The following is a 19,050-nucleotide window of genomic DNA, read 5'->3' as shown; positions in this document are numbered from 1 at the left end:
CTACGGCCCGAGCAGCGGTAGCCGGCCGGCGGCGCCGCGCGGGCGCTGGCGGATCAGCCGCATCCCGTTGGCGACGACCAGCAGCGAAGCGCCGACATCGACCGCGACCGCCGCCCACAGCGGCAGCGCGCCGAACAGCAGGAAGACCGCCGCGATCAGCTTGGTGCCGAGCGCGAAGGCGATGTTCTGGCGGACGATCGCGCGGGTCCAGCGGGCGAGCCCGATCAGGTCGGCGAGCTTGCGCGGGTCGTCGCCGAGCAGGGCGACGTCGGCGACCTCGATCGCGGTGTCGCTGCCGGCGCTGCCCATCGCCACCCCGAGGTCGGCCTGGGCCAGCGCCGGGGCGTCGTTGATGCCGTCGCCGACCATCGCCACGTCGTCGCCGAGCCCGGCCAGCGCGGTCGCCTTGTCCTCCGGCAGCAGGTCGGCGCGGACCTCGCTGACACCGAGTCGGTCGGCGATCGCGCGGGCGGTCGGCGGGTTGTCGCCGGTCAGCATCACTGTACGGGTGATCCCGAGCGCGCGCAGCCGCTCGATCGCCTCGGCCGCCTCGGGTCGCGGCTGGTCGGCGAGGCCGATCGCGCCGACGACGGCCCCGGCCCGCTCGACCAGGACCACGGTCCGTCCGGCGTCCCGCAGGCGCGCGGCGAGGGCCAGGCCGGGGTCGCCCGCGGGCAGCTCGTCGGCCAGCAGCCGCGGGCTCCCGACCCGCACGGCGACGCCGTCGACGTGGCCCTCGGCCCCGAGCCCGGCCAGCGCGCGGACGTCGTTCGGCTCCGGCAGCGCGAGCCCGGCGTCGCGGGCGGCGGCGACGATCGCCGCCGCCAGCGGGTGCTCGGAGCCCTGCTCGAGCGCGGCGGCGATCCGCAGCAGCCCGTCGCGGTCGCCGTCGAGCGCCACGACGTCGACCACCTGCGGTCGGCCGGCGGTCAGCGTTCCGGTCTTGTCGAAGGCGACGGTGGTGATCCCCGCGGCCCGCTCCAGGTGCGCCCCGCCCTTGATCAGGACGCCGGCCGCCGAGGCCCGCCCGAGCGCCGAGACGATCGAGACCGGCGTCGAGAGCACCAGCGCGCACGGGCAGGCGAGGATCAGCAGCGCGAGTGCGGCGTAGAAGGCGGCGCCGAAGCTCATCGCCCCGACCAGCGGCGGGACGACGGTGACGAGCAGCGCCAGCCCGATCACGATCGGGGTGTAGACGCGGGCGAAGGCGCTGACCCAGCGCTCCGACGGCGAGCGGCGGGCCTGGGCCTCGGCGACCAGCCGGCCGATCCGGTCGAGGGTCGTGTCGCCGGGCGCGGTGGTGGTGCGCAGCAGCAGGCGACCGTGACCGTTGAGGGTGCCGGCGAAGACGTCCTCGCCGGCCTCGCGGTCGACCGGGGTCGACTCGCCGGTGATCGGGGCCTGGTCGATCGAGGAGGCGCCCTCGGCGATCGTGCCGTCGGCGGGGATCCGCTCCCCGGGACGGACGACGACCAGGTCGCCGATCCGCAGCTCGGAGACGGGCAGCTCGTGCTCCTCGCGGTGCTCGGCCCCGTCGGCGTGGGTGTGGGCGCGGACGACGCGGGCGGTCTCGGGGGTCAGCGAGACCAGCCCCTCCAGCTCGCGGCGGGCCCGGCCGACCGCACGGCGCTCCAGCAGCTCGCCGACGGAGAACAGCACGACGACCAGCGCGGCCTCCATCCAGGCGCCGATCGCGGCGGCGCCGACGACCGCGATCGTCATCAGCAGGTTCATGTCCGGCGCACGGGTGGCGACGGTGCCGGCGATCCCGGCGCGCGCGATCGAGGGGCCGGCGAGCAGCACCGGCAGCAGGTAGAGGCCGACCACGATCGGCTGCGGGACCGGCAGCACGAGGTCGGCCAGGACGGCGACGAGCAGCAGCAGCGAGGCGACCGCGGTGATCCGGTCGGAGCCGCGCAGCCAGCCGGCGACGGCGGCCCGGACGCGGCCCGGGGAGGTCGTCCCGCGCCCGGTCCCGGCGGTCGTGGCGGCTGCGGCCGTGGGGACGGTCCCCGCCTCGACGCCGGTCGCGGGCGCGGCGCCGAGCAGCCCGGTGGGGTCGCTGACCCCGTAGCCGAGCTGGACGACCCGGTCGCGGACGACGCCGAGGTCGGTCGTGCCGTCCAGCTCCAGCCGCATCCGCGCGCCGGTCACGCTGACCGAGACGGCGTCGACCCCGGGCAGCCGCGCGACGGTCCGCTCGATCCGCGTCGCGCAGTCGGCGCAGTCCATCCCGCTGACGCCGAGCTCGCGGTGGGCGTAGCGGGCGGTGAGCTCCTCGCGGACGTCCTCGAGCGCGTCCTGGAGGCACTCGCGCCCGCAGCGGTCGCCGTCGAGCGTGATCCGCAGGGCCGTGTCGCCGCGGACCGAGCGGACGTCGTCGACGCCCTCGTGGTCGCGCAGCGCCGTGCGGATCCGGTCGCTGCAGGCGTCGCAGTCGGCGTCGCGCTCGAGGAGCAGGTCGATCGTCTCGGTTCGCACCTCAGATCACCGGCTCGCAGTCGGCCGTGTCGTCGTCGGCTTCGGTCTGGATGGTCACGTGTTGCAGCTCGAATCGGTCGTGGAGGAGCGCGGTCGCACGGCGGCGGACGTCGTCGCCACCGACCCCGGCCTCCAGTCGCAGGTGGGCGGTGGCCAGCTCCATCCCGGAGGTCAACGTCCAGACGTGGAGGTCGTGGACGTCGGCGACGCCGTCGAGCGTCTCGAGTCCGCGCCGGACGTCGGCCACGTCGATGTGCTCGGGCGAGCCCTCCATCAGGATCCGGATCGCCGAGCGGCCGAGCCGGTAGGCGCGGGGGAGCACGTAGAGGCCGATCGCGACGCCGACGATCGGGTCGGCGTACGCCCAGCCGGTGGTGATCGTCACCAGCCCGGCGAGCAGGACGCCGGCCGAGCCGAGCATGTCGGCGGTGACCTCGAGGAACGCGCCCTTGACGTTCAGGCTCTCGCTCGCCCCGGAGCGCAGCAGCTGGAACGACGCCAGGTTCACGACCAGCCCGATCGACGCGACGATCATCAGGCCGAGGCCGGGGACCTCGGCCGGGTCCTGGAAGCGGCCGATCGCCTCGTAGAGCACGTAGCCGGCGACGCCGAACAGCAGGATCGCGTTGGCCAGCGAGGCGAACGCCTCGAGCCGGAAGCGCCCGTAGGTCTGCTGGTCGCTGGCGGCCCGCTGGGCGGCGGTGATCGCCAGCAGCGCCATCGCCAGCCCGGCGGTGTCGGTCAGCATGTGGCCGGCGTCGGAGATCAGGGCCAGCGAGCCGATCGAGAACCCGACCACGAACTCGACCACGAGGTAGGTGGCGGTCAGGCCGAGCGCGATCGCGAGCGGCCGCCGGTGGCGGGCCCCGGCGGAGACGTGCGAGTGGTCGTGGCTCATGGGAACGGTTCCTGGTCTCAGATGTATGAATACCTGAACAGATATGAAGATATCAACGACGGGGGTCGCGTGCAACCCGCCGGCCCGCGCTAGGCTCGCTCGATGGTCGAGCCCGCGACGGAGAGCGATGGCGTTCCCGCCGCGGAGGAGGGCCCGGCCCGGCGGCTGGCGGAGATCGCCGCCGCGATCCCCGGCCCCGAGGACGCGCAGCGGCTGGCGGAGACGTTCCGGGTCCTCTCCGACCCCGGCCGCGTGCGCCTGATCCTCGCCCTGCTCAGCGCGGGCGAGCTGCGGGTCGGTGAGCTGGCGACCGTCACCGGCCTCAGCGAGACGGCCTGCTCGCACAGCCTCCGTCTGCTGCGGGCCGAGCGGGTCGTCCGCTTCCGCAAGGACGGACGCAGCGTCTACTACGCGCTCGACGACGACCACGTCCGGACGCTGCTCGACGTCGCCCGTGAGCACGTGCTGCACGCGCGGACCGGCGACTGACCTCGGCGCGACCCGCCGCCGATCGGTCTGCGGGGCCGGCCGGCAGGCGGTGCGCGCGGCCCCCGGCTGCCGCGGACCGCGCCAGAACGAGCGAGGGCCTAATGTCGGGTAGGTGAGCACCGACCTGCCGCGGACGATCGACCTCATGCACATGGGGAAGCCGAAGGCGATGGGAGCGCACCTCCACGACGGCGTGATCGTCGACCCCGGCTGCGAGCGGACGATCGAGCGCGTGATCGAGGCGCTCGACGGCGAGACCCCGCGCGCGATCCTGCTGACCCACATCCACTTCGACCACGCAGGCGGGACCGGCGCGCTGGTCGAGCGGTTCCCCGACGTCGAGGTCTGGGTCCACGAGCTGGGGGCCAAGCACCTGATCGACCCGACGCGGCTGGTCAAGAGCGCCCGCCAGGTCTTCGGCGACTACTTCGACGAGCTCTGGGGCAAGGTGATCCCGGTGCCGGAGAAGAACGTCCGGGTGCTCCGGGGCGGCGAGCAGGAGGGTCCCTGGGAGGTCGCCTACACCCCGGGTCACGCCAAGCACCACGTCAGCTACCTGCACCGGCCGACCCGCGTGGCCTTCACCGGCGACGTGACCGGGATCCGGATCGACGGGGGACCGGCGCTGCCCCCGACCCCGCCGCCGGACATCGACCCGCCGCTCTGGCACGCGTCGCTCGACACGGTCGCCGCCTGGGAGCCGCGGGCGCTGGCCTACATGCACTTCGGGGTCACCACCGAGGACGTCGCCGAGCAGATCGCCACCGTCCACGAGTCGCTCGACCTCTTCGCCGAGGCGGCGCGGACGACCGACGCGTTCGGGATGGCCGATTGGATCCGTGCCTGGGTGCTCGAGCGCGCGGGCGAGGCCGGCCTGCCGACCTACTACGCCGCTGGCCCGTTCGAGGGCCTGTGGGCGGGGCTCGACCGCTACTGGAAGCAGGTCGCGGAGCGCGAGGCCGCGGGGGAGACCGCCCCGAGCGCGTAGGCCGCCGCGACCTGCCCCGAGCGGGCCCGGGACCAGCGGGGCGTATCCCAGTCCGGCGTAGGCTGGCGTGCGGGGCGTCGGACGGCGTGCGGACCGGTCCTCGCGAGGTCAACCGGACATCGGTTGTCTCGGGTTGCGGATCGGCCGGGGCCGTCCTACCCTCGTTCGAGGCCCGTCGGGAACGCCGCGGGCCGCCGACACCGCTACCCTGCACCGCCGTGAGCCAGACCATCGAACAGAGCAGGACCGCCGGCCCCGGAACCGGCCTGGGCGGCTCCTGGAACGTGATCGTCCGCAACGACGACCACAACACCTTCGAGGGCGTGGCCACGATCCTGGCCCGCGTGCTGCCCGGCATCAACGTCGACAAGGGCTTCCGGCTCGCCGACGAGATCCACCGCTCCGGCCTCGCGATCGTGTGGACCGGCCACAAGGAGCTGGCCGAGCACTACTGGGAGCAGCTGCGGGACGCGGGCCTGACGATGGCCCCGCTCGAGCTGGCCTGAGCGACGCTCGGGCGCGCCGAGGCGCGCCCGCAACGCAGAACGGCCCGCCGGGTAGGCGGGCCGTCGGTGACGCCTGCGTTCGCTGGAGCGGCTAGCTCGCGGCGGGGGCGGAGGGCGCCCCGGCCTGGATCGGCGCGAAGGGGGCGTCGGCGAGCGGGTTGGTGACGCCCGCCCCGGTGCCCGCCGACACGACCTCGTGCATCACGTAGGCGAGCGGCTTCTGGTAGAGCGGGCTGCTGATCGTGCGGAAGTCGATGAACGCCGCCGAGTTCCAGAGCAGCGGCCAATCCGACTTGCCGGCCACGACGATCACCTGGAGGAACTTGTACGCGTCGTCCTTGGAGCGGTAGACCCGCACCTCCAACGCGCCGAGCTGGAGCAGCTTCGGCGTCAGCGCGTCGAGCGCGTCGGAGAGCTGATCGGCCCGCAGGCCGGTGGCGTAGTACGGAAGGTGAATCGCGAGACCGGACATATCAGCCGCCTACTTCAGCATGAATCGCTCCCGGACCGTCCTCAGAACGTCCTTCCTCGCCGTCCTTGGCGCCGACGAGGATCGCGATCTTGCCGAAGTGCTGGTTGTCGCGCAGGAGCTGGTGGGCCTCGGCGACGTCGTCGAACGGGAGCGTCTTCCACAGCACCGGCTGGACCTTGCCCTCGTCGATCAGGGCGTTGGCCTTCATGCACTCGTAGGCGTTGGCGAAGTGCGAGCCGATGATCGACTTCTGCTTCATCCACAGGTAGCGGACGTCGAAGTCGAGCGTGTAGCCCGAGGTCGCGCCGCAGATGACGACCTTGCCGAACGGCTTGACCGTGAAGACCGAGGTCGGGAACGTGGCCTTGCCGACGTGCTCGAAGACGATGTCCGGGGCGTCGCCGAGGAGCTCCTTGACCTTCTTGGCGAAGGCGCGGGAGACGCCGAAGCGCTCCTTCTCCTGCTCGGGCGTCTCGTCGCCCGTCCGCATCATGCCCTTGAAGTCGTTGCGGTTGATGTAGTCGACCGCGCCGAGCTGCTTGACCAGCTCGCCCTTCTCGTCGCTCGAGACGACGCCGACGGCCTCGGCCCCGGCCGCCTTGCAGAGCTGGATCGCGAACACGCCCAGGCCGCCGGCGGCGCCCCAGACGAGGACCTTGTCGCCGGCCTTGATGTCGGCCCGCGTGAAGAGCATCCGGTACGCGGTGAAGTAGGTCAGCCCGTACGAGGCGGCCTCGGACCACGAGAGGTGCTTCGGCTTCGGCAGCAGCTGCTGGGCCTGGACCTTGCAGTACTCGGCGAACGAGCCCCAGGTCGTCTCGTAGCCCCAGATCCGCTGCGACGGCGCGGCGAGCGGGTCGAGGCCGTGGACCTCGACGTCCTCGTACGAGGCCTGGTTGCAGTGGACGACGACCTCGTCGCCGACCTTCCAGCGGGTGACGCCCTCGCCGACCTTCCAGACGATCCCGGAGGCATCGGAGCCGCCGATGTGGTGGCCGGTCTCCGGGTGGTCCCCGTACTTGAAGACGGAGACGGGTTGACCGAGCGCCGCCCAGACGTTGTTGAAGTTGACGCCCGCGGCCATCACCCGGACGACGACCTCGAAGGCGCCGGGGTGGGGGACGTCGACCTGCTCGAGCTGGATCGCGTCCTTCGGTTCGCCGAGGCGATCCTCGCGGATGGCCCAGGCGGCCATCGTCGCGGGCAGCTCGCCTGGCGCCGTGCTGGCGGTGTGGAGGTGTGTGAGATCGACCGACATCAGAGGGAAGCCTACCCACCGATCGGGGGGAGGAACGCTCCGGTCCCGTGCGCCCGCGCACGGACGGTCCGTGGCGGGGCGCGAGGGCGGCCGTTCGGCCGGGCTACGGCAGCAGCAGCTGGCCGTCTGAGGACGGGCGTCGCGGACCGACCGCGAGCTCGGCTCCCTGGGCCTCGTCACCGGCGATCAGGCGGTAGCTGCCGCTCTTGACCTCGGTGCGGATCGCGGCGTTCTGACCGGGATCGATCTTGTACTGGGTCCGGGCGGATCCGCCGTCGTCCCGGACGAGCATGGCCTTGACCGCTCGCCGACTCTGGTTGTTGACGACGATCCGGACCGGGCCGCCGCCGATCGCGGCCGGTGAGAGGTGGACGCCGTCGTCGGTGATCGCGGCGCTCACCAGCATCTCGACCGGTGGGCGGGCCGCGCTCGGCTTGTCGTCGGCGTCGACCCTGCCGCAGGCGCTCAGCCCGCCGACGAGGGCCAGGCCCGCGCTCATCACCACGATCGATCTACGCGCCACGTGCATCGCTTCCCCGTACTCCCGGTTACGCCGCCGCGGTGCTCGCCGGCGACAGTCGCCCGCAACCCTACCCGAGGTCGGGTCGTGACCTGGGACGGATCCGTCCGTCGGGGTCCGAACGTGTGTCCACCGGCCGGGCGGACGTCGGTCCGGCCGGTGAGGGCGGGACCGCTCGACACGTCGCTTCGACGGCGGCGAGCGGCGCCCCGGTGGCGGCGCGGGCCGGTGGGCACGGCGACCGGTCCTCGACGACGTCGTGCGCGGCGCGGCGCGCGGCGTAGACCCGACGACGCCGCGGCGACCCGCCGCCGACGCGATTCCGGTCGTCGTCTCGCGGAGGGAACGAGGCGGTTCCCCGATGTCGTCGCTCGGGGCCGGACGTAAGGTCGCGGCCGTTGGCGGCAGAAGCATGGTGTGACGACCGTTCCCCCGATCCCCGATCGAACGACCCGTGAGCGAGGACCGTCCGCCGAGCGCTGGGCGGTCTTCGAGCGTCACGCGCCGGCGATCCGGGCCTACGCGGCGCGCCGGGTCGAACGCGACGTCGTCGACGACATCGTCGCCGAGACGTTCGCGATCGCCTGGCGACGGCTCCCACGGGAGGGGGACCCGCTGCCCTGGCTCTACGGCGTGGCCCGCCGGGTCGTGCACGGCCACCGGCGCAGCGCGTCTCGCCGGGCGGCGCTGCTTGTGCGCCTGACCGGGCGCCGTGCGGAGGCCGCGGCCCCGGATCCGGCCGAGCAGGTCCACGGCGATCCGACGCTGGCGCGGGCGTTCGCGACCCTGACCGAGACCGAGCGCGAGGCGATCCGCCTGGTCGCCTGGGAGGGCCTCGAGCAGGCCGCGGCGGCGCGCGCGGCCGGCTGCTCGCCGGCGACGTTCGCGGTCCGGCTCTCGCGGGCTCGGAGCCGTCTGCGGGCGGCCCTGGAGGCTCCGGCCGACGCGACCGTGGAGCCGGCGGCGCGGACGGCGGCCCGTGCGCTCCGGGTCGATCGCGCCGCGAGCCGTCCGGGCCCCCGTGGCGCCCCCGAACCGATGACGCACCCCATCCATCCCGATCTGGAGGCCCGCTGATGCCGACCACCCGTGACCACGACCTGCTCCGGCGCCTGCGGGCCGCCGATCCCGCGAACGCGCTCGAGGGGGCGCCGGCCGGGCCCCACGATGCCGTCAGACAGCGTCTCCGGGCGCGTCGTCGCGCGGTGCTCAACCGCGCCGCGCTCGCCGGGACGACGGTCGTCGTCGTGACCGCGGCGTTGGCGTTCGGGCCCACCGACGACCGCGGCGGGGTGCCGGGCGTCGGCGGGATCGTGGCCGAGGCCGCTCGTGCGTCCGCCCCGCCGCCGGGGACGATCGTGCGGATCACCAGCGAGGTCGAGGTGCGGTCCCGCGGCCGGTTCACGCAGCGCCGGACGACCTGGGTACGCCGGGACCAGGGCGGCCGGGTGCTCGGGATGCGCATGCTCGTGACCGAGGCCGACGGCGAGGACGCCGTGGCCGGGGTCGACGACGTGATGACCGTCGCCGACGGCCGGTCGCTGGTCCGCTCGTTCGATCCGAGGACCAAGCGCGTCCGGGAGGACCCGGGTGCAGCGATGGTGCCGTCGGTCGTGACCGAGGCCCACGCGATGCTGCGGCGGGCGGAGGCCGGCGACCGCACGGTCCGCCTCGGCGACAGGGCCAGCGTCGACGGACGCTCCGCGTACCGCCTGATCGTGACCGGGGTCGAGGACCCGGCGATGAAGGGCGAGCACGACGAGCTGCTGGTCGACGCCGAGACCTACGCCCCGCTGGCCCTGCGCAAGCACAGCGAGGGGATCGCCGTCGACGGTCGCCCGTTCGTCACCGACTACGAGGAGCGGATCGTCGCGCAGGACACGCTGACCGACACCGCCGAGCACCGCCGCCAGCTCGAGCTGCACGGGCCGACCGGATAGGGGGGGCAGGCCGCGGTTGGCGCGAGCCCTAGCCCGTCGTCGGGTGGCTCGGCGCGGGGTCGGCCGAGAACGGCAGCTCGACGACCTGAGCCGTGGTCGGCCCGCCGTCGGCGGGGCGGGCGACGACGGTGTCACCGGGCGAGATCTCGCGGCGGACGAGCGCCAGCGCGATCGGCCCCAGCCGCGGGGAACGGGCACACGAGGTGACCCGGCCGAGCTCGCGACCGTCCTCCACGATCACCGTGCCGGGCTCGACGGGGCGATCGAGCAGCAGCCCCCGCAGATGCCGGTTCGGGCGACCGCGCCAGTGCAGCCGCGCGACCGTCTCCTGGCCGACGTAGCAGCCCTTGGTGAAGCTGACCGCGCGTTCGACGATCCCGACCTCGGCCGGCATCACGGTCTCGTCGAGCTCGTGCCCGTGCCGCGGCCGGCCGCTCTCGACGCGGACGATCTCGGCCGCCTCCTCCGGGACCGGGACGGCCCCGCGGGCGATCAGCGCCGCGCGCAGTCGGGCGGTGTCGTCGGCGTCGCAGACCAGGTCGAGGCCCTGATCGGTCCGAACCAGTCGGACGTCGATGCCGTCGACGACGGCGGCGACGTGCGCGTGCTCGGCCGGATCGAGGGCGCGGGCGGCCTCTCCCACGAGTGCTTCCGCGCGGGGGCCGAGCAGACTCAGCAGACCCTGCTGGACGGTCCGCTTCTGCAGCTCGACCTGGTAGCCGATCAGGTGCCGGCGGAGGTGGTCGAAGAGCGCCTGGAGGCCGCTCCGCTCGCAGAGCAGGAGCAGCTCGGCCGGCCGTTCCTCCCCGGCCTGGTCCTTGCTCTGGTCCTCGCCGGCGACGGCGACGGCCAGGATCCGCAGGTCGACGACGACCTTGCCCTTGGGGGTCAGGAGCGCGGCGTAGCTGCCGGCGCCCGGGGTGAGCGCCTCGACGTCGGCGGTCACCTGGCCGGTCAGGAAGGCGGCGGCCTCCGCGCCGACCAGGGCGAGCTTGCCGGACGCGGAGCGGTCGAGCAGGCCGGCGCCGGTCGTCGCCTGGCGGTAGCCACGCTCGGTGGCCTCCGGCCCTTCGGGGTCCGTCGCGTTCGGGAGGCCCGTCACGGGGGCGGGCTCCTGGGGCTGATCGGGCATCGTGATCGAGCGTAGCGCCCGAGCATGTCGGGCCCGGCGGGACAGGGCGACCCCGGGGGCGATGGCCGGGCCGGGACGGTGGGACGAACGGGTTCTCAGCGCGGGTGCGGCCGAGGGGACCGAACGGACGCGCCGCTCGGCGCGGAGCGTCGCCGGACGGCGGGACGGAACCGTTTCGGTCCGGCCCGGTCGGACCGGGGCGACCGGCGGGGTGGAGCAGCGGCGGGCCGGCTAAAGTGGAGGGCGATGCCGCTCGCCGAGACCTTCCAGCGCGTCTTGGATTCGTTGCCCGACGACTGGTCCGATCTGTCGCTCGATCTGCGGATCGCCGACGAGGACCGCTACGTCGAGGCCGCGACCTACGTGACGCCGACCTGCAACGCCCAGCCGTACTCTAAGAACGACTGGCACTGGAAGATCCTCGTCGCCCACCGCTTCGGGCACGCCGCGGCGCCGACCGCCGTGCTCAGCGCGCTGTCGTTGCTCGACGAGGCCGGGCTCGAGGGTGAGATCGCCGTCCGCGACGTGCGCGTCGGCCGCGCCGAGGTCGAGCCGATGTGGGGCCGCGGCGAGACCGCCCGCGAAGAGTTCCGGCGCCTCCGCGCCCACTAGGCGGTTGGTCTGAGGCGGCCGTGGACGCGGCGCATCTCGGGCCGCGTGGCACTCGGCAGGCCTGGCGGCCAGCTCTCGCACCACCCGACCCGACCTGCTTGGTCCACGACCACCTCAGACGCAACTGCCGCGGTCAGGTCTAGATCGCGGCTCCGTTGCCCTCGGCAGGACTGGCGCACAGCTCTCGGGGTGGGCGGGCCGATCTCAACCGACCTGCTCGGCCTGCGTGTGCCCCGCATCCACCCGGCCGGGGTGGCGCGGGGCCTGGTTCGGGCGGGCGGTTGAGGTTGAGTGCGGTGAGCGCACTCGAGGTCGACCGCTTCGCTGCGGGGCGCTTCGCGATGTGTTTGCCACCGTCACGGTGGACGACCGCCACCTTCCGCGCCTCCGCCGTCCGTCCGTCGGCCGTTCGCCCGTCGGCCGCCGGCCGGCCCGCCCGCCTCCGCGGCCGGACCCGCGCCCCGGGGGATCAGGCGCCGGGCGCCTGGGGCCAGATCATCCGGTCGACGTTCGGGGGCCGCTCGGTGATCCCGACCTCGGCCTCCCAATCCGCCCAGCGGCGCATGGTCGGACGGTCGATGGTCAGCGTTCGGCCGCGGCCGTCGAGGAAGGCGGGGATGACCGCGTCGAGCTGCGCCGAGGTCGTGGCCGGGTCGATCGTGTGGTCGCCCGAGCCCTCGCGCAGGGCACGGACGGTCTCGCCGTCGGTGGTCGTCGGGGAGCGGGTCACGATCCGGTAGCCCTCGGCGCTCGCGCGGACGAAGCGGGAGACGGCCTCGGGCTGCTCGCGGAGCAGCTTCGGGGTCGCGACCACCAGCAGCTCCGGGTAGCGCGGGGCACCGAACTCGTCGAGCCGGAAGATCCGGGTCGTCGGGCGGCGGGCCTTCAGGGCGACGCCCTCGGCGTTCCAGAAGCCGATCGTGCCCGCGACCCGGCCGCTGATCATCGACGCGACCGCCTCGAAGCCGATCGTCACCCGGCGGACCCGGGCCGGATCGCCGCCGTCGCCGCGGACGATCTGGTCGAGCGCGGCGACGTCGCTGGGAAGCCCGGTCAGGCCGACCTTGCGGCCCTCGAGCTCGCGGGGACGGCGGACGTCGGCGTCGGCCAGGACCGCGGCCAGCGGACGCTGGACGAGCGCCGCCACGGCGACCAGGTCGGCGCCCTTCTCCCGGGCGAGGGCGAGATCGTGGATGTCCATCACCGCCAGGTCGGTTCGCCCGGCCGCCAGCAGCTTGGCCCCGTCGGCCCCGCTGCCGGGGACGCGGATCCGGACGTCGAGCCGCCCGTCGCGGTACAGACCGCGCTCCTGGGCCACGTAGAGGCCGCTGTGGACCGCGTTGGGGGCGAAGTCGAGGGTCAGGTCGAGTCGGGTCGTGCCGGTCGCTCCCGGGGTCGTGGTGCTTGCGCCGTCGGAACCCCCACAGCCCGCCAGCGCAGCCACGCCCAACGAGAGCGCGGCCAGCCGGATCACCAACCCCCTCCGGAGCCTGCGGCTCCTCCACCCGGCGCGGTGGTCGTGGGCGGTCGGGCCATGAGGGTCCTGCGATCCAGACATCCCTGGATCGTTGCGGACGACGGCCCCTCCGGGCGTGCCGCCGCCCAACGGGCGGGCGCGACCTCGGCGTGCTGCCGGCGCGCGGACGACGGCACCCCGGGGGTCCCGCCGCGGACCGGTGCGAAGATCGAACGCCGGGTAGGAAATCGCGGGTTCGCCCGCCGTCGTGGAGACGTACCGCGGGGTACGTAGTATCTCTGGGAATGACCCGGCGCGTGACGTTCAGCCGCAATCACACGTTGTCGCTCTCGCGTACGTGTAGCTCCGTGTGCAAGTACTGCGCGTTCGCCACGCGCAAGCCGCATCTGCACACCCCCGACGAGGTCGAGGAGATCCTCGACGAGGCCGTCAAGCGCCGCGCCAAGGAGCTGCTGATCCTGACCGGCGAGGAGCCCGACTCGCACCCCGGCGTCCGCGAGCGGCTCGCCGAGCTCGGCTTCGAGGACTTCGTCGCCTACGTCGTCTGGGCGAGCGAGAAGGCCCTTGAGCGCGGGCTGCTGCCGCACACCAACCTCGGCGCCGTCGACCGCGAGACGCTGGTCCGGCTGCGCAAGGTCACCGCGTCGCAGGGCGTGATGCTGGAGTCGATCAGCGAGCGGCTGATGGAGACCGTCCACGCCGGCTCGCCCTCCAAGCACCCGGCCCGCCGGATGGCCACGATCCGCGCCGCCGGCGAGCTGAAGATCCCGTTCACGACGGGGATCCTGGTCGGGATCGGGGAGACGAAGGAGGAGCGGATCGCGTCGCTGGAGGCGCTGGCCGAGGTCCAGGCCGAGCACGGCCACATCCAGGAGATCATCCTCCAGAACTTCGTTCCGCACGAGCGCTACTACGGGCGTGACGTCGGCGCGATCGCCGACCGGTCGGCGCGCGAGTACTGGCGGACCGGGATCGCCGAGGACGGCGTCGGCTGGGAGGGCTCCCCGCACCTCGAGCTGCCCGACTGGGCCTGCCCGGTCAGCGTCGAGGACATGGAGGAGCTGGTCGTCGCGACCCGGCGACTGATGCCCGACGTCGGGATCCAGATCCCGCCGAACCTCGCCGACTGGTGGCCGCGGCTGGTCGCGGCCGGGGCGACCGACCTCGGTGGCCTCTCCGCCAACGGCGACCACATCTCGCCCGAGCACCCGTTCCCGTCGCCGAACCAGGTCCGCGCGCAGCTCAAGCCGCAGGGCGTGGCGCTCTCCGAGCGGCTCTGCGTCTACGGCAAGTACATGGATCCGGAGTGGATCGATCCGGCGGTGCTCGACACGATCACCGTCAAGTACTGGACCTTCATCCCGCGCGGCACCAGCGGGCGCGGCGACGCCCCGTTCGTGATCGACCGCGACCTGGTCGCGCCGGCGGTCGGCAAGGCCCGCGACGGGCTCGCGCTCTCCGAGCAGGAGCTGACCGCGCTGTTCGTCGAGACCGATCCGGGCGCGGTCGAGGAGATCCGCTCCGCCGCCGACGAGCTCCGTCGCGAGCTGGCGGGGGAGACGGTCACCTTCGTCGTCAACCGCAACATCAACATCTCGAACGTCTGCACCGTCGGCTGCGCCTTCTGCGGCTTCGGGCAGTCGAAGCGCTCGCCCGACGCCTACGACGTCGGCGAGGAGGAGTTCGACCAGCGGGTCAAGGAGGCGGTCGAGTTCGGCGCCTCCGAGCTCTGCATCCAGTCGGGGATCCACCCGGACTGGACGTTGGAGGACTACGAGCGCTGGCTGCGGCGCGCGAAGGACGCGGGCCGGCGGCACGGGGCCGAGCTGCACCTGCACGCCTACAGCCCGATGGAGATCGACCACATGGCCGAGATCTCGGGTCTTCCGCTCGAGGAGCTCTTCGCCCGGCTCAAGGACGCCGGGCTCGGTTCGACGCCGGGGACGGCCGCCGAGGTCCTCGACGACGGGGTCCGCCAGCGGATCTCGCCGAACAAGCTGCCGGCCGGCCGCTGGGTCGAGGTGATCGAGGCCGCGCACCGCGCCGGGGTCCCCTCGACGTCGACGGTGATGTTCGGCCACATCGAGGAGCCTTGGGAGCTGGCCCGCCACATGGCCGTCGTGCGCGGGGTGCAGGAGCGGACCGGCGGGATCACCGAGTTCGTGCCGCTCTCGTTCATCCCCTTCCAGACCCGCCTCGGCCGCACCCACGGGGTCGAGGAGATCACGATCGAGGACAACCTCCGCCACACCGCCGTCTTCCGGCTGGCGCTGGGGAAGACGATCCAGAACCTCCAGGCGTCGTGGGTCAAGATGGGCCTCGAGGGCGCCACGGAGGCGCTCCGCTGGGGCGTCAACGACCTCGGCGGGACCCTGATGGAGGAGAACATCTCGCGTCTTGCCGGCGCCCAGCACGGCGTCCGCCTCGACCCGCCCCAGCTGATCGCCGCCGCCCACGCGGCCGGACGCCCCGCCGCGGAGCGCAGCACCACGTACGGCGTTCGCCGGGAGCACCCGCTGCTCGTGGGCGGAGCGGCCTAGGAGCCAACCGGCTGCCGGTCCCGTCCGACCGTTACGGTGTCGTGATGGATACCGCTGGCGAGTCGATCACCCCCGAGGGGCTGGAAGCCCTGAAGGCCGAGCTGGACGAGCTCGAAGGTCCGGCCCGGCGTGAGATCGCGGCCCGCATCCAGCGGGCGCGCGAGCTCGGGGATCTGAAGGAGAACGCCGAGTACCACCAGGCGAAGGACGACCAGGCGCACCTCGAGACGCGGATCGCCGGCCTCGCCGAGCGCCGTCGCAACGCGGTCGTGACCCAGATCTCGACCAACCAGAGCGTGGTCGGCTTCGGGGCGACCGTGACCCTGGTCGACACCGACACCGGGCGCGAGCAGACCTGGTCGCTGGTCGGGGCGGCGGAGGCCGACGCCAGCGCCGGCAAGATCTCGATCGAGTCCCCGGTCGCGCAGGCCGTCCTCGGCCAGACCGTCGGCGACGTGGTCCAGGTCACGACCCCGCGCGGCGCCCGCAGCCTGCGGGTCGAGAGCATCGCCACCCGCTAGTCACCGGCGGCGCCGTCCGTGGCCGGGAGCGTCCCGGTCGCGAGCGGCCCGCGGTACGGGCCGCCGGGCGGCCCCGCGGGTACGTCCCGTGTACGCCGCCGAGCTCCTCGCCAGGTGCCTAGAGGGCGCCGAACAGGTCCTCGTCGGCCGCTCGCCGCAGGACCACGGCTCCGGGACCGTCGTCGGCCGTGATCGCCTCGTCGAGGCCCTCGACGACGACCGCCGGCTGGCCGGAGGTCTTGGACCGCACGAGGTCCGCCGCCGACGCGACGTGGTCGGCGGTCGCGATCAGCGTCGCCCGCAGCTCGCGGCCCTCGCGGTCGACGGCTCCGCGCTGGTCGTCGGCGACCTGGAGGCCGGCACAGCCGATCGCGATCTCGGCCTGACCGTGGCGCCAGGCGCGGCCGAAGCTGTCGGCGACCACCACCGCCGGGCGGCCCGGCAGCGCCGCCCGCAGCCGGCGGGCGGAGCCGTCGGGATCGACGGGCAGGGTCACGCACCAGCCGTCGGCCACGTTCGACTGGTCGACGCCCGCGTGGGCGGCGACGAGGCCGTGGTGGGTGCGGCAGATCAGGACGCCGCGCCGCGCCCGCACGACCTCGGCGGACTGGTCGAGGATGACCTGGACCAGCGCCGGGTCCTTCTCCAGCGTCGCGGCGAGCTGCTCGGCCTGCGGCGTGGGGGTGATGTCGGCCAGGCGCACGAGCGCGCCCTCGGACTTCGAGACGACCTTGTGGGAGACGACGACCGCCGTCCCCTGCGGGAACGGCAGGCCGTCGTTGGCGGCGACGATCAGCGCCGCGAGGTCGTCACCAGGACGGACCTCGGGCAGCACCGAGAGCGCACGAACGGCGATCGAGCGGGGCACGACCGGCGGCTAGAGGATCCGGGGGAGCAGCCCGCGGGTGTGCGACGCGCCTCCGCGGTGCTCCTGGAGCCGGACCTGGAGCGCATCGAGGTCGGAGCCGGTGTCGACGTCGAGCATCAGCGTCGCCGGCTCGGCCAGGTAGACGGCGGCTCCGGCGGCCTCGGCCGCGGCGGCGTGACGGTCCCGGCTGCCCTCGCCGAACGATGCGGGCATCACGTCGGGCGGGGTCAGGATCAGGGCGTTGGTGCCGGTGCCGTGGCGGTCGGGGACGATTGTGACCTCGCGGCCGTCGTCGGCGACGTTGGTCAGCATCCCGTCGATCTCGGCGGGGTCGACGGCCGGGCAGTCGGCCGGCACCAGCACGACGCGCTCGGCGCCGCGCGTGATCGCCAGCTGGACGCCGAGCGCGGCGGCCTCGTTGTGGCCGAGGTCGCGCGAGTCGGCGAGGACCTCGGCGTTGTAGTTGATCGCGATCTGCTCGGCGATCGGCTCGCCGGTCACGACGATCACGCCGTCGATCAGCGTCGCCCGCCGCAGCGCGATCAGGACGTCGGTCACCATCGCCTGCATCAGGGCCACGCGTGAACGGGCAGGGAGCGCGTCGGCGAGGCGCTGCTTGGCCTGCCCGAACCGCTTGACGGGCACGATCGCGTAGGTCTTCACGCGGGGCTTCCGGTCTGGGTGGGGGCGGCTGCGAGCTCGTCGCAGAAGTCCAGGATCTCGCCGGCGATCCGGCGGCGTGCCGCAGGGTCGCCGAGCAGGGTGTCGGTGGTACGGACGGCGACGCCGGGCAGCGCGACGGTCTCGTCGCTCACCAGCCCGTCGAGCAGGCCGTCGTAGAAGCGGGCGATGCCGGCGGCGTCAGGATCGACCCCGGCCCAGGCCATGAAGGCGCGGGTCGGGCCCTTGACGACCTCACCGGCGACGAACGGCGCGACGGCGACGACGGGCGCCGTCGCGTCGCGGATCGCACGGCGGATCGCGGGGACGGCCAGGATCGGGCCGATCGAGATCACCGGGTTCGAGGGGCCGATCACGATCGCGCGGGCGGTCCGCAGGGCCTCCAGCAGCTCCGGGGTCGGGGCGGCCTCGTCGGCACCGTCGAAGGCGACGTCCTCGATCGGCGCGTCGCTGCGGCGGCGGATCATGAACTCCTGGAACGGCCACCAGCGGTCGTCGGCACGGACCCGGGTGCGGATCGCGGCGTCGCTCGGCGGCAGCACGCGGGCGGTGACGCCGAAGGCGGTCGCCGTCTCGGCGAGGACCTCGGTCAGGCGGGCGCCCTCGGCCAGCCGGCGGGCGCGGCGCACGCAGACGGCGAGGTCGCGGTCACCGAGGTTGAACCAGACGTCGTCGCCGAGCTCGCGGAGGCCGTCCATCACGGCGAAGCTGTCGCCGTCGAGGCCCCAGCCGCGCTCGTCGATCCGGTCGGCGAGCCAGAAGGTCACCAGGTCGGGATCGGGGCTGACGTAGGAGCCGTAGATCTCGGTGTCGTCGCCGGTGTTGGCGACGACCACCAGCTGCTCGCCGAGGTGGTCGGCGAGACCGCGGGCCAGCTTGGCCCCGCCCGTCCCGCCGGCCAGCACCACGACGGGCCCGGGAGCGCCCTCCGGCGTCACGCGAGCCCCGTGATGTGAATGCCCGCGTGGATCTTGTTGCGGATGTTGATGCCGATGATCAGCGGGGTCAGGCCCTCGACGATCCGGCTCTGCTCGAGCCGGCCGGCATCGACGACGCGGAGGCCCTCGATCTTGTTCAGGAGCTCGGTGACGACCTCCTTGTCGGCCTTGCGGTCGCCGCAGATCAGGGTGTCCTGGGCGAGGTCGTGGTCGAGGTCCTCGAGCAGCGAGGCGCTGAGGGTGTGGAGGCCGGAGACGACTCGCACGCCCTTGGGCACCAGCGACTGCGCCTGCTGGGCGGCGGAGCCCTGCCAGACCCCGATCAGCTGGGTCGGCTTACCGCCGACGGCCGGGCCGAGCGGGACGGTCGCGTCGAGCAGGATCTGGTCCTCGCGCAGCGCCTCGGCGAGGCCCTTGAGGGTCGACGCCTGGCTGGCGAACGGCACCGCGAGGACCACGATCTGGCCGGCGGCGGCGGTCGCCGCGGCGTTGTCGGCGCCACTGAAGCTCGCGCTCGGGACGACCTTGGCGGCGCGCTCGGCGGCCTCCTGGGCGCGGCCCGCGTCACGCGAGCCGATCACGACCGGGACGCCGGCGCGACCGAGCCGCAGCGCGAGTCCGAATCCGAGTTGACCGGTTCCACCGAGAATGGCGACAGGGGAAGACACGACGGGGAAGTATAAGCGCGTGACACGCGTCGACTGGACGGCCGGACGGCCGGCGTGCGAC

Annotated in this window: 19 protein-coding genes; 8 read left to right on the top strand and 11 right to left on the bottom strand. The window is 73.8% G+C overall.

Annotation, left to right across the window (positions count from 1 at the left end):
- Together ACVUH9_RS16805 and ACVUH9_RS16800 are read right to left on the bottom strand one after the other, a co-directional pair.
- Entirely contained in the window at positions 1-2,481 is a 2,481-nt protein-coding gene (locus ACVUH9_RS16805; protein ID WP_475758944.1) for a heavy metal translocating P-type ATPase, read from the bottom strand.
- A gap of 1 nt (position 2,482) precedes the next feature.
- Positions 2,483-3,379: a cation diffusion facilitator family transporter gene (locus tag ACVUH9_RS16800; protein ID WP_475758943.1), complete on the bottom strand. Its 897-nt coding sequence runs from the start codon at positions 3,377-3,379 to the stop codon at positions 2,483-2,485.
- 102 nt (positions 3,380-3,481) lie between these two features.
- Between ACVUH9_RS16800 and ACVUH9_RS16795 the strand changes: the two genes are divergently transcribed.
- From ACVUH9_RS16795 to ACVUH9_RS16785, 3 genes are all read left to right on the top strand, one after another.
- The gene (locus ACVUH9_RS16795; protein WP_475758941.1) at positions 3,482-3,868 is read left to right on the top strand and encodes an ArsR/SmtB family transcription factor; all 387 of its coding nucleotides are present in this window, start codon (positions 3,482-3,484) and stop codon (positions 3,866-3,868) included.
- A 112-nt stretch (positions 3,869-3,980) separates the two neighbouring features.
- Positions 3,981-4,856, top strand: a complete 876-nt coding sequence (locus ACVUH9_RS16790; RefSeq protein WP_475758939.1) for an MBL fold metallo-hydrolase — start codon at positions 3,981-3,983, stop codon at positions 4,854-4,856.
- A gap of 218 nt (positions 4,857-5,074) precedes the next feature.
- The gene (locus tag ACVUH9_RS16785) at positions 5,075-5,362 is read left to right on the top strand and encodes an ATP-dependent Clp protease adaptor ClpS (RefSeq protein WP_475758937.1); all 288 of its coding nucleotides are present in this window, start codon (positions 5,075-5,077) and stop codon (positions 5,360-5,362) included.
- A gap of 91 nt (positions 5,363-5,453) precedes the next feature.
- Here the strand turns inward: ACVUH9_RS16785 and ACVUH9_RS16780 are convergent, their stop codons facing one another.
- The 3 genes from ACVUH9_RS16780 to ACVUH9_RS16770 form a co-directional block, all read right to left on the bottom strand.
- Complete coding sequence (locus ACVUH9_RS16780) at positions 5,454-5,834, bottom strand: hypothetical protein (RefSeq protein ID WP_475758936.1); 381 nt, start codon at positions 5,832-5,834, stop codon at positions 5,454-5,456.
- A 1-nt stretch (position 5,835) separates the two neighbouring features.
- A complete protein-coding gene (gene ccrA, locus ACVUH9_RS16775) occupies positions 5,836-7,092 on the bottom strand; it encodes a crotonyl-CoA carboxylase/reductase (protein ID WP_475758934.1) in 1,257 nt (418 codons plus the stop codon).
- 103 nt (positions 7,093-7,195) lie between these two features.
- A complete protein-coding gene (locus tag ACVUH9_RS16770; RefSeq protein ID WP_475758932.1) occupies positions 7,196-7,591 on the bottom strand; it encodes a hypothetical protein in 396 nt (131 codons plus the stop codon).
- Between the two features lie 438 nt (positions 7,592-8,029).
- Here ACVUH9_RS16770 and ACVUH9_RS16765 point away from each other — a divergent pair, with 438 nt between their 5' ends.
- Positions 8,030-8,689, top strand: coding sequence for an RNA polymerase sigma factor (locus ACVUH9_RS16765; RefSeq protein WP_475758930.1), 660 nt, complete (start codon positions 8,030-8,032; stop codon positions 8,687-8,689).
- Positions 8,689-9,552: a hypothetical protein gene (locus ACVUH9_RS16760; protein WP_475758928.1), complete on the top strand. Its 864-nt coding sequence runs from the start codon at positions 8,689-8,691 to the stop codon at positions 9,550-9,552. Before ACVUH9_RS16765 ends, ACVUH9_RS16760 begins: the two co-directional genes overlap by 1 nt.
- Positions 9,553-9,580: 28 nt before the next feature.
- On the opposite strand, the gene ygfZ is transcribed toward ACVUH9_RS16760, so the two are convergent.
- Complete coding sequence (gene ygfZ / locus ACVUH9_RS16755; protein WP_475758926.1) at positions 9,581-10,684, bottom strand: CAF17-like 4Fe-4S cluster assembly/insertion protein YgfZ; 1,104 nt, start codon at positions 10,682-10,684, stop codon at positions 9,581-9,583.
- Between the two features lie 246 nt (positions 10,685-10,930).
- On the opposite strand from ygfZ, the gene ACVUH9_RS16750 reads away from it, so the two are divergent.
- Positions 10,931-11,296 (top strand): hypothetical protein, encoded by a 366-nt coding sequence (locus ACVUH9_RS16750; protein WP_475758924.1) that lies wholly within the window; start codon positions 10,931-10,933, stop codon positions 11,294-11,296.
- Between the two features lie 469 nt (positions 11,297-11,765).
- Here the strand turns inward: ACVUH9_RS16750 and ACVUH9_RS16745 are convergent, their stop codons facing one another.
- On the bottom strand, positions 11,766-12,770 hold the full coding sequence (locus ACVUH9_RS16745; protein ID WP_475758922.1) for an ABC transporter substrate-binding protein: 1,005 nt from the start codon (positions 12,768-12,770) through the stop codon (positions 11,766-11,768).
- A gap of 287 nt (positions 12,771-13,057) precedes the next feature.
- On the opposite strand from ACVUH9_RS16745, the gene cofH reads away from it, so the two are divergent.
- On the top strand, positions 13,058-15,313 hold the full coding sequence (gene cofH / locus ACVUH9_RS16740) for a 5-amino-6-(D-ribitylamino)uracil--L-tyrosine 4-hydroxyphenyl transferase CofH (RefSeq protein ID WP_475758920.1): 2,256 nt from the start codon (positions 13,058-13,060) through the stop codon (positions 15,311-15,313).
- 44 nt (positions 15,314-15,357) lie between these two features.
- The gene (greA, locus tag ACVUH9_RS16735) at positions 15,358-15,834 is read left to right on the top strand and encodes a transcription elongation factor GreA (protein ID WP_475758918.1); all 477 of its coding nucleotides are present in this window, start codon (positions 15,358-15,360) and stop codon (positions 15,832-15,834) included.
- Between the two features lie 118 nt (positions 15,835-15,952).
- Here the strand turns inward: greA and cofE are convergent, their stop codons facing one another.
- Genes cofE through npdG form a run of 4 tightly spaced genes read right to left on the bottom strand, consistent with a single transcriptional unit; the run spans position 15,953 to position 18,989 of the window.
- Positions 15,953-16,702 (bottom strand): coenzyme F420-0:L-glutamate ligase, encoded by a 750-nt coding sequence (gene cofE, locus ACVUH9_RS16730; RefSeq protein WP_475758916.1) that lies wholly within the window; start codon positions 16,700-16,702, stop codon positions 15,953-15,955.
- Between the two features lie 9 nt (positions 16,703-16,711).
- Complete coding sequence (gene cofC, locus ACVUH9_RS16725; RefSeq protein WP_475758914.1) at positions 16,712-17,365, bottom strand: 2-phospho-L-lactate guanylyltransferase; 654 nt, start codon at positions 17,363-17,365, stop codon at positions 16,712-16,714.
- Positions 17,362-18,321 (bottom strand): 2-phospho-L-lactate transferase, encoded by a 960-nt coding sequence (gene cofD / locus ACVUH9_RS16720; RefSeq protein ID WP_475758912.1) that lies wholly within the window; start codon positions 18,319-18,321, stop codon positions 17,362-17,364. Before cofD ends, cofC begins: the two co-directional genes overlap by 4 nt.
- Positions 18,318-18,989, bottom strand: a complete 672-nt coding sequence (gene npdG, locus ACVUH9_RS16715) for an NADPH-dependent F420 reductase (RefSeq protein WP_475758910.1) — start codon at positions 18,987-18,989, stop codon at positions 18,318-18,320. The genes cofD and npdG overlap by 4 nt, the downstream gene beginning before the upstream one ends.
- Positions 18,990-19,050: the final 61 nt, after the last annotated feature.

The sequence above is a fragment of the Patulibacter ginsengiterrae genome (genome assembly GCF_056269115.1).
Note: the sequence above shows the minus strand (reverse complement) of the source record. Positions and strands in the feature narration are given on the sequence as shown.

Coding starts and splice junctions, on each gene's coding strand:
- ACVUH9_RS16750 (WP_475758924.1), top strand. CDS start 10,931: ATGCCGCTCGCCGAGACCTTCCAGCGCGTCTTGGATTCGTTGCCCGAC.
- ccrA (WP_475758934.1), bottom strand. CDS start 7,092: ATGTCGGTCGATCTCACACACCTCCACACCGCCAGCACGGCGCCAGGC.
- ACVUH9_RS16795 (WP_475758941.1), top strand. CDS start 3,482: ATGGTCGAGCCCGCGACGGAGAGCGATGGCGTTCCCGCCGCGGAGGAG.
- ACVUH9_RS16770 (WP_475758932.1), bottom strand. CDS start 7,591: ATGAGCGCGGGCCTGGCCCTCGTCGGCGGGCTGAGCGCCTGCGGCAGG.
- ACVUH9_RS16780 (WP_475758936.1), bottom strand. CDS start 5,834: ATGTCCGGTCTCGCGATTCACCTTCCGTACTACGCCACCGGCCTGCGG.
- ACVUH9_RS16800 (WP_475758943.1), bottom strand. CDS start 3,379: ATGAGCCACGACCACTCGCACGTCTCCGCCGGGGCCCGCCACCGGCGG.
- cofH (WP_475758920.1), top strand. CDS start 13,058: ATGACCCGGCGCGTGACGTTCAGCCGCAATCACACGTTGTCGCTCTCG.
- greA (WP_475758918.1), top strand. CDS start 15,358: ATGGATACCGCTGGCGAGTCGATCACCCCCGAGGGGCTGGAAGCCCTG.
- ygfZ (WP_475758926.1), bottom strand. CDS start 10,684: ATGCCCGATCAGCCCCAGGAGCCCGCCCCCGTGACGGGCCTCCCGAAC.
- ACVUH9_RS16760 (WP_475758928.1), top strand. CDS start 8,689: ATGCCGACCACCCGTGACCACGACCTGCTCCGGCGCCTGCGGGCCGCC.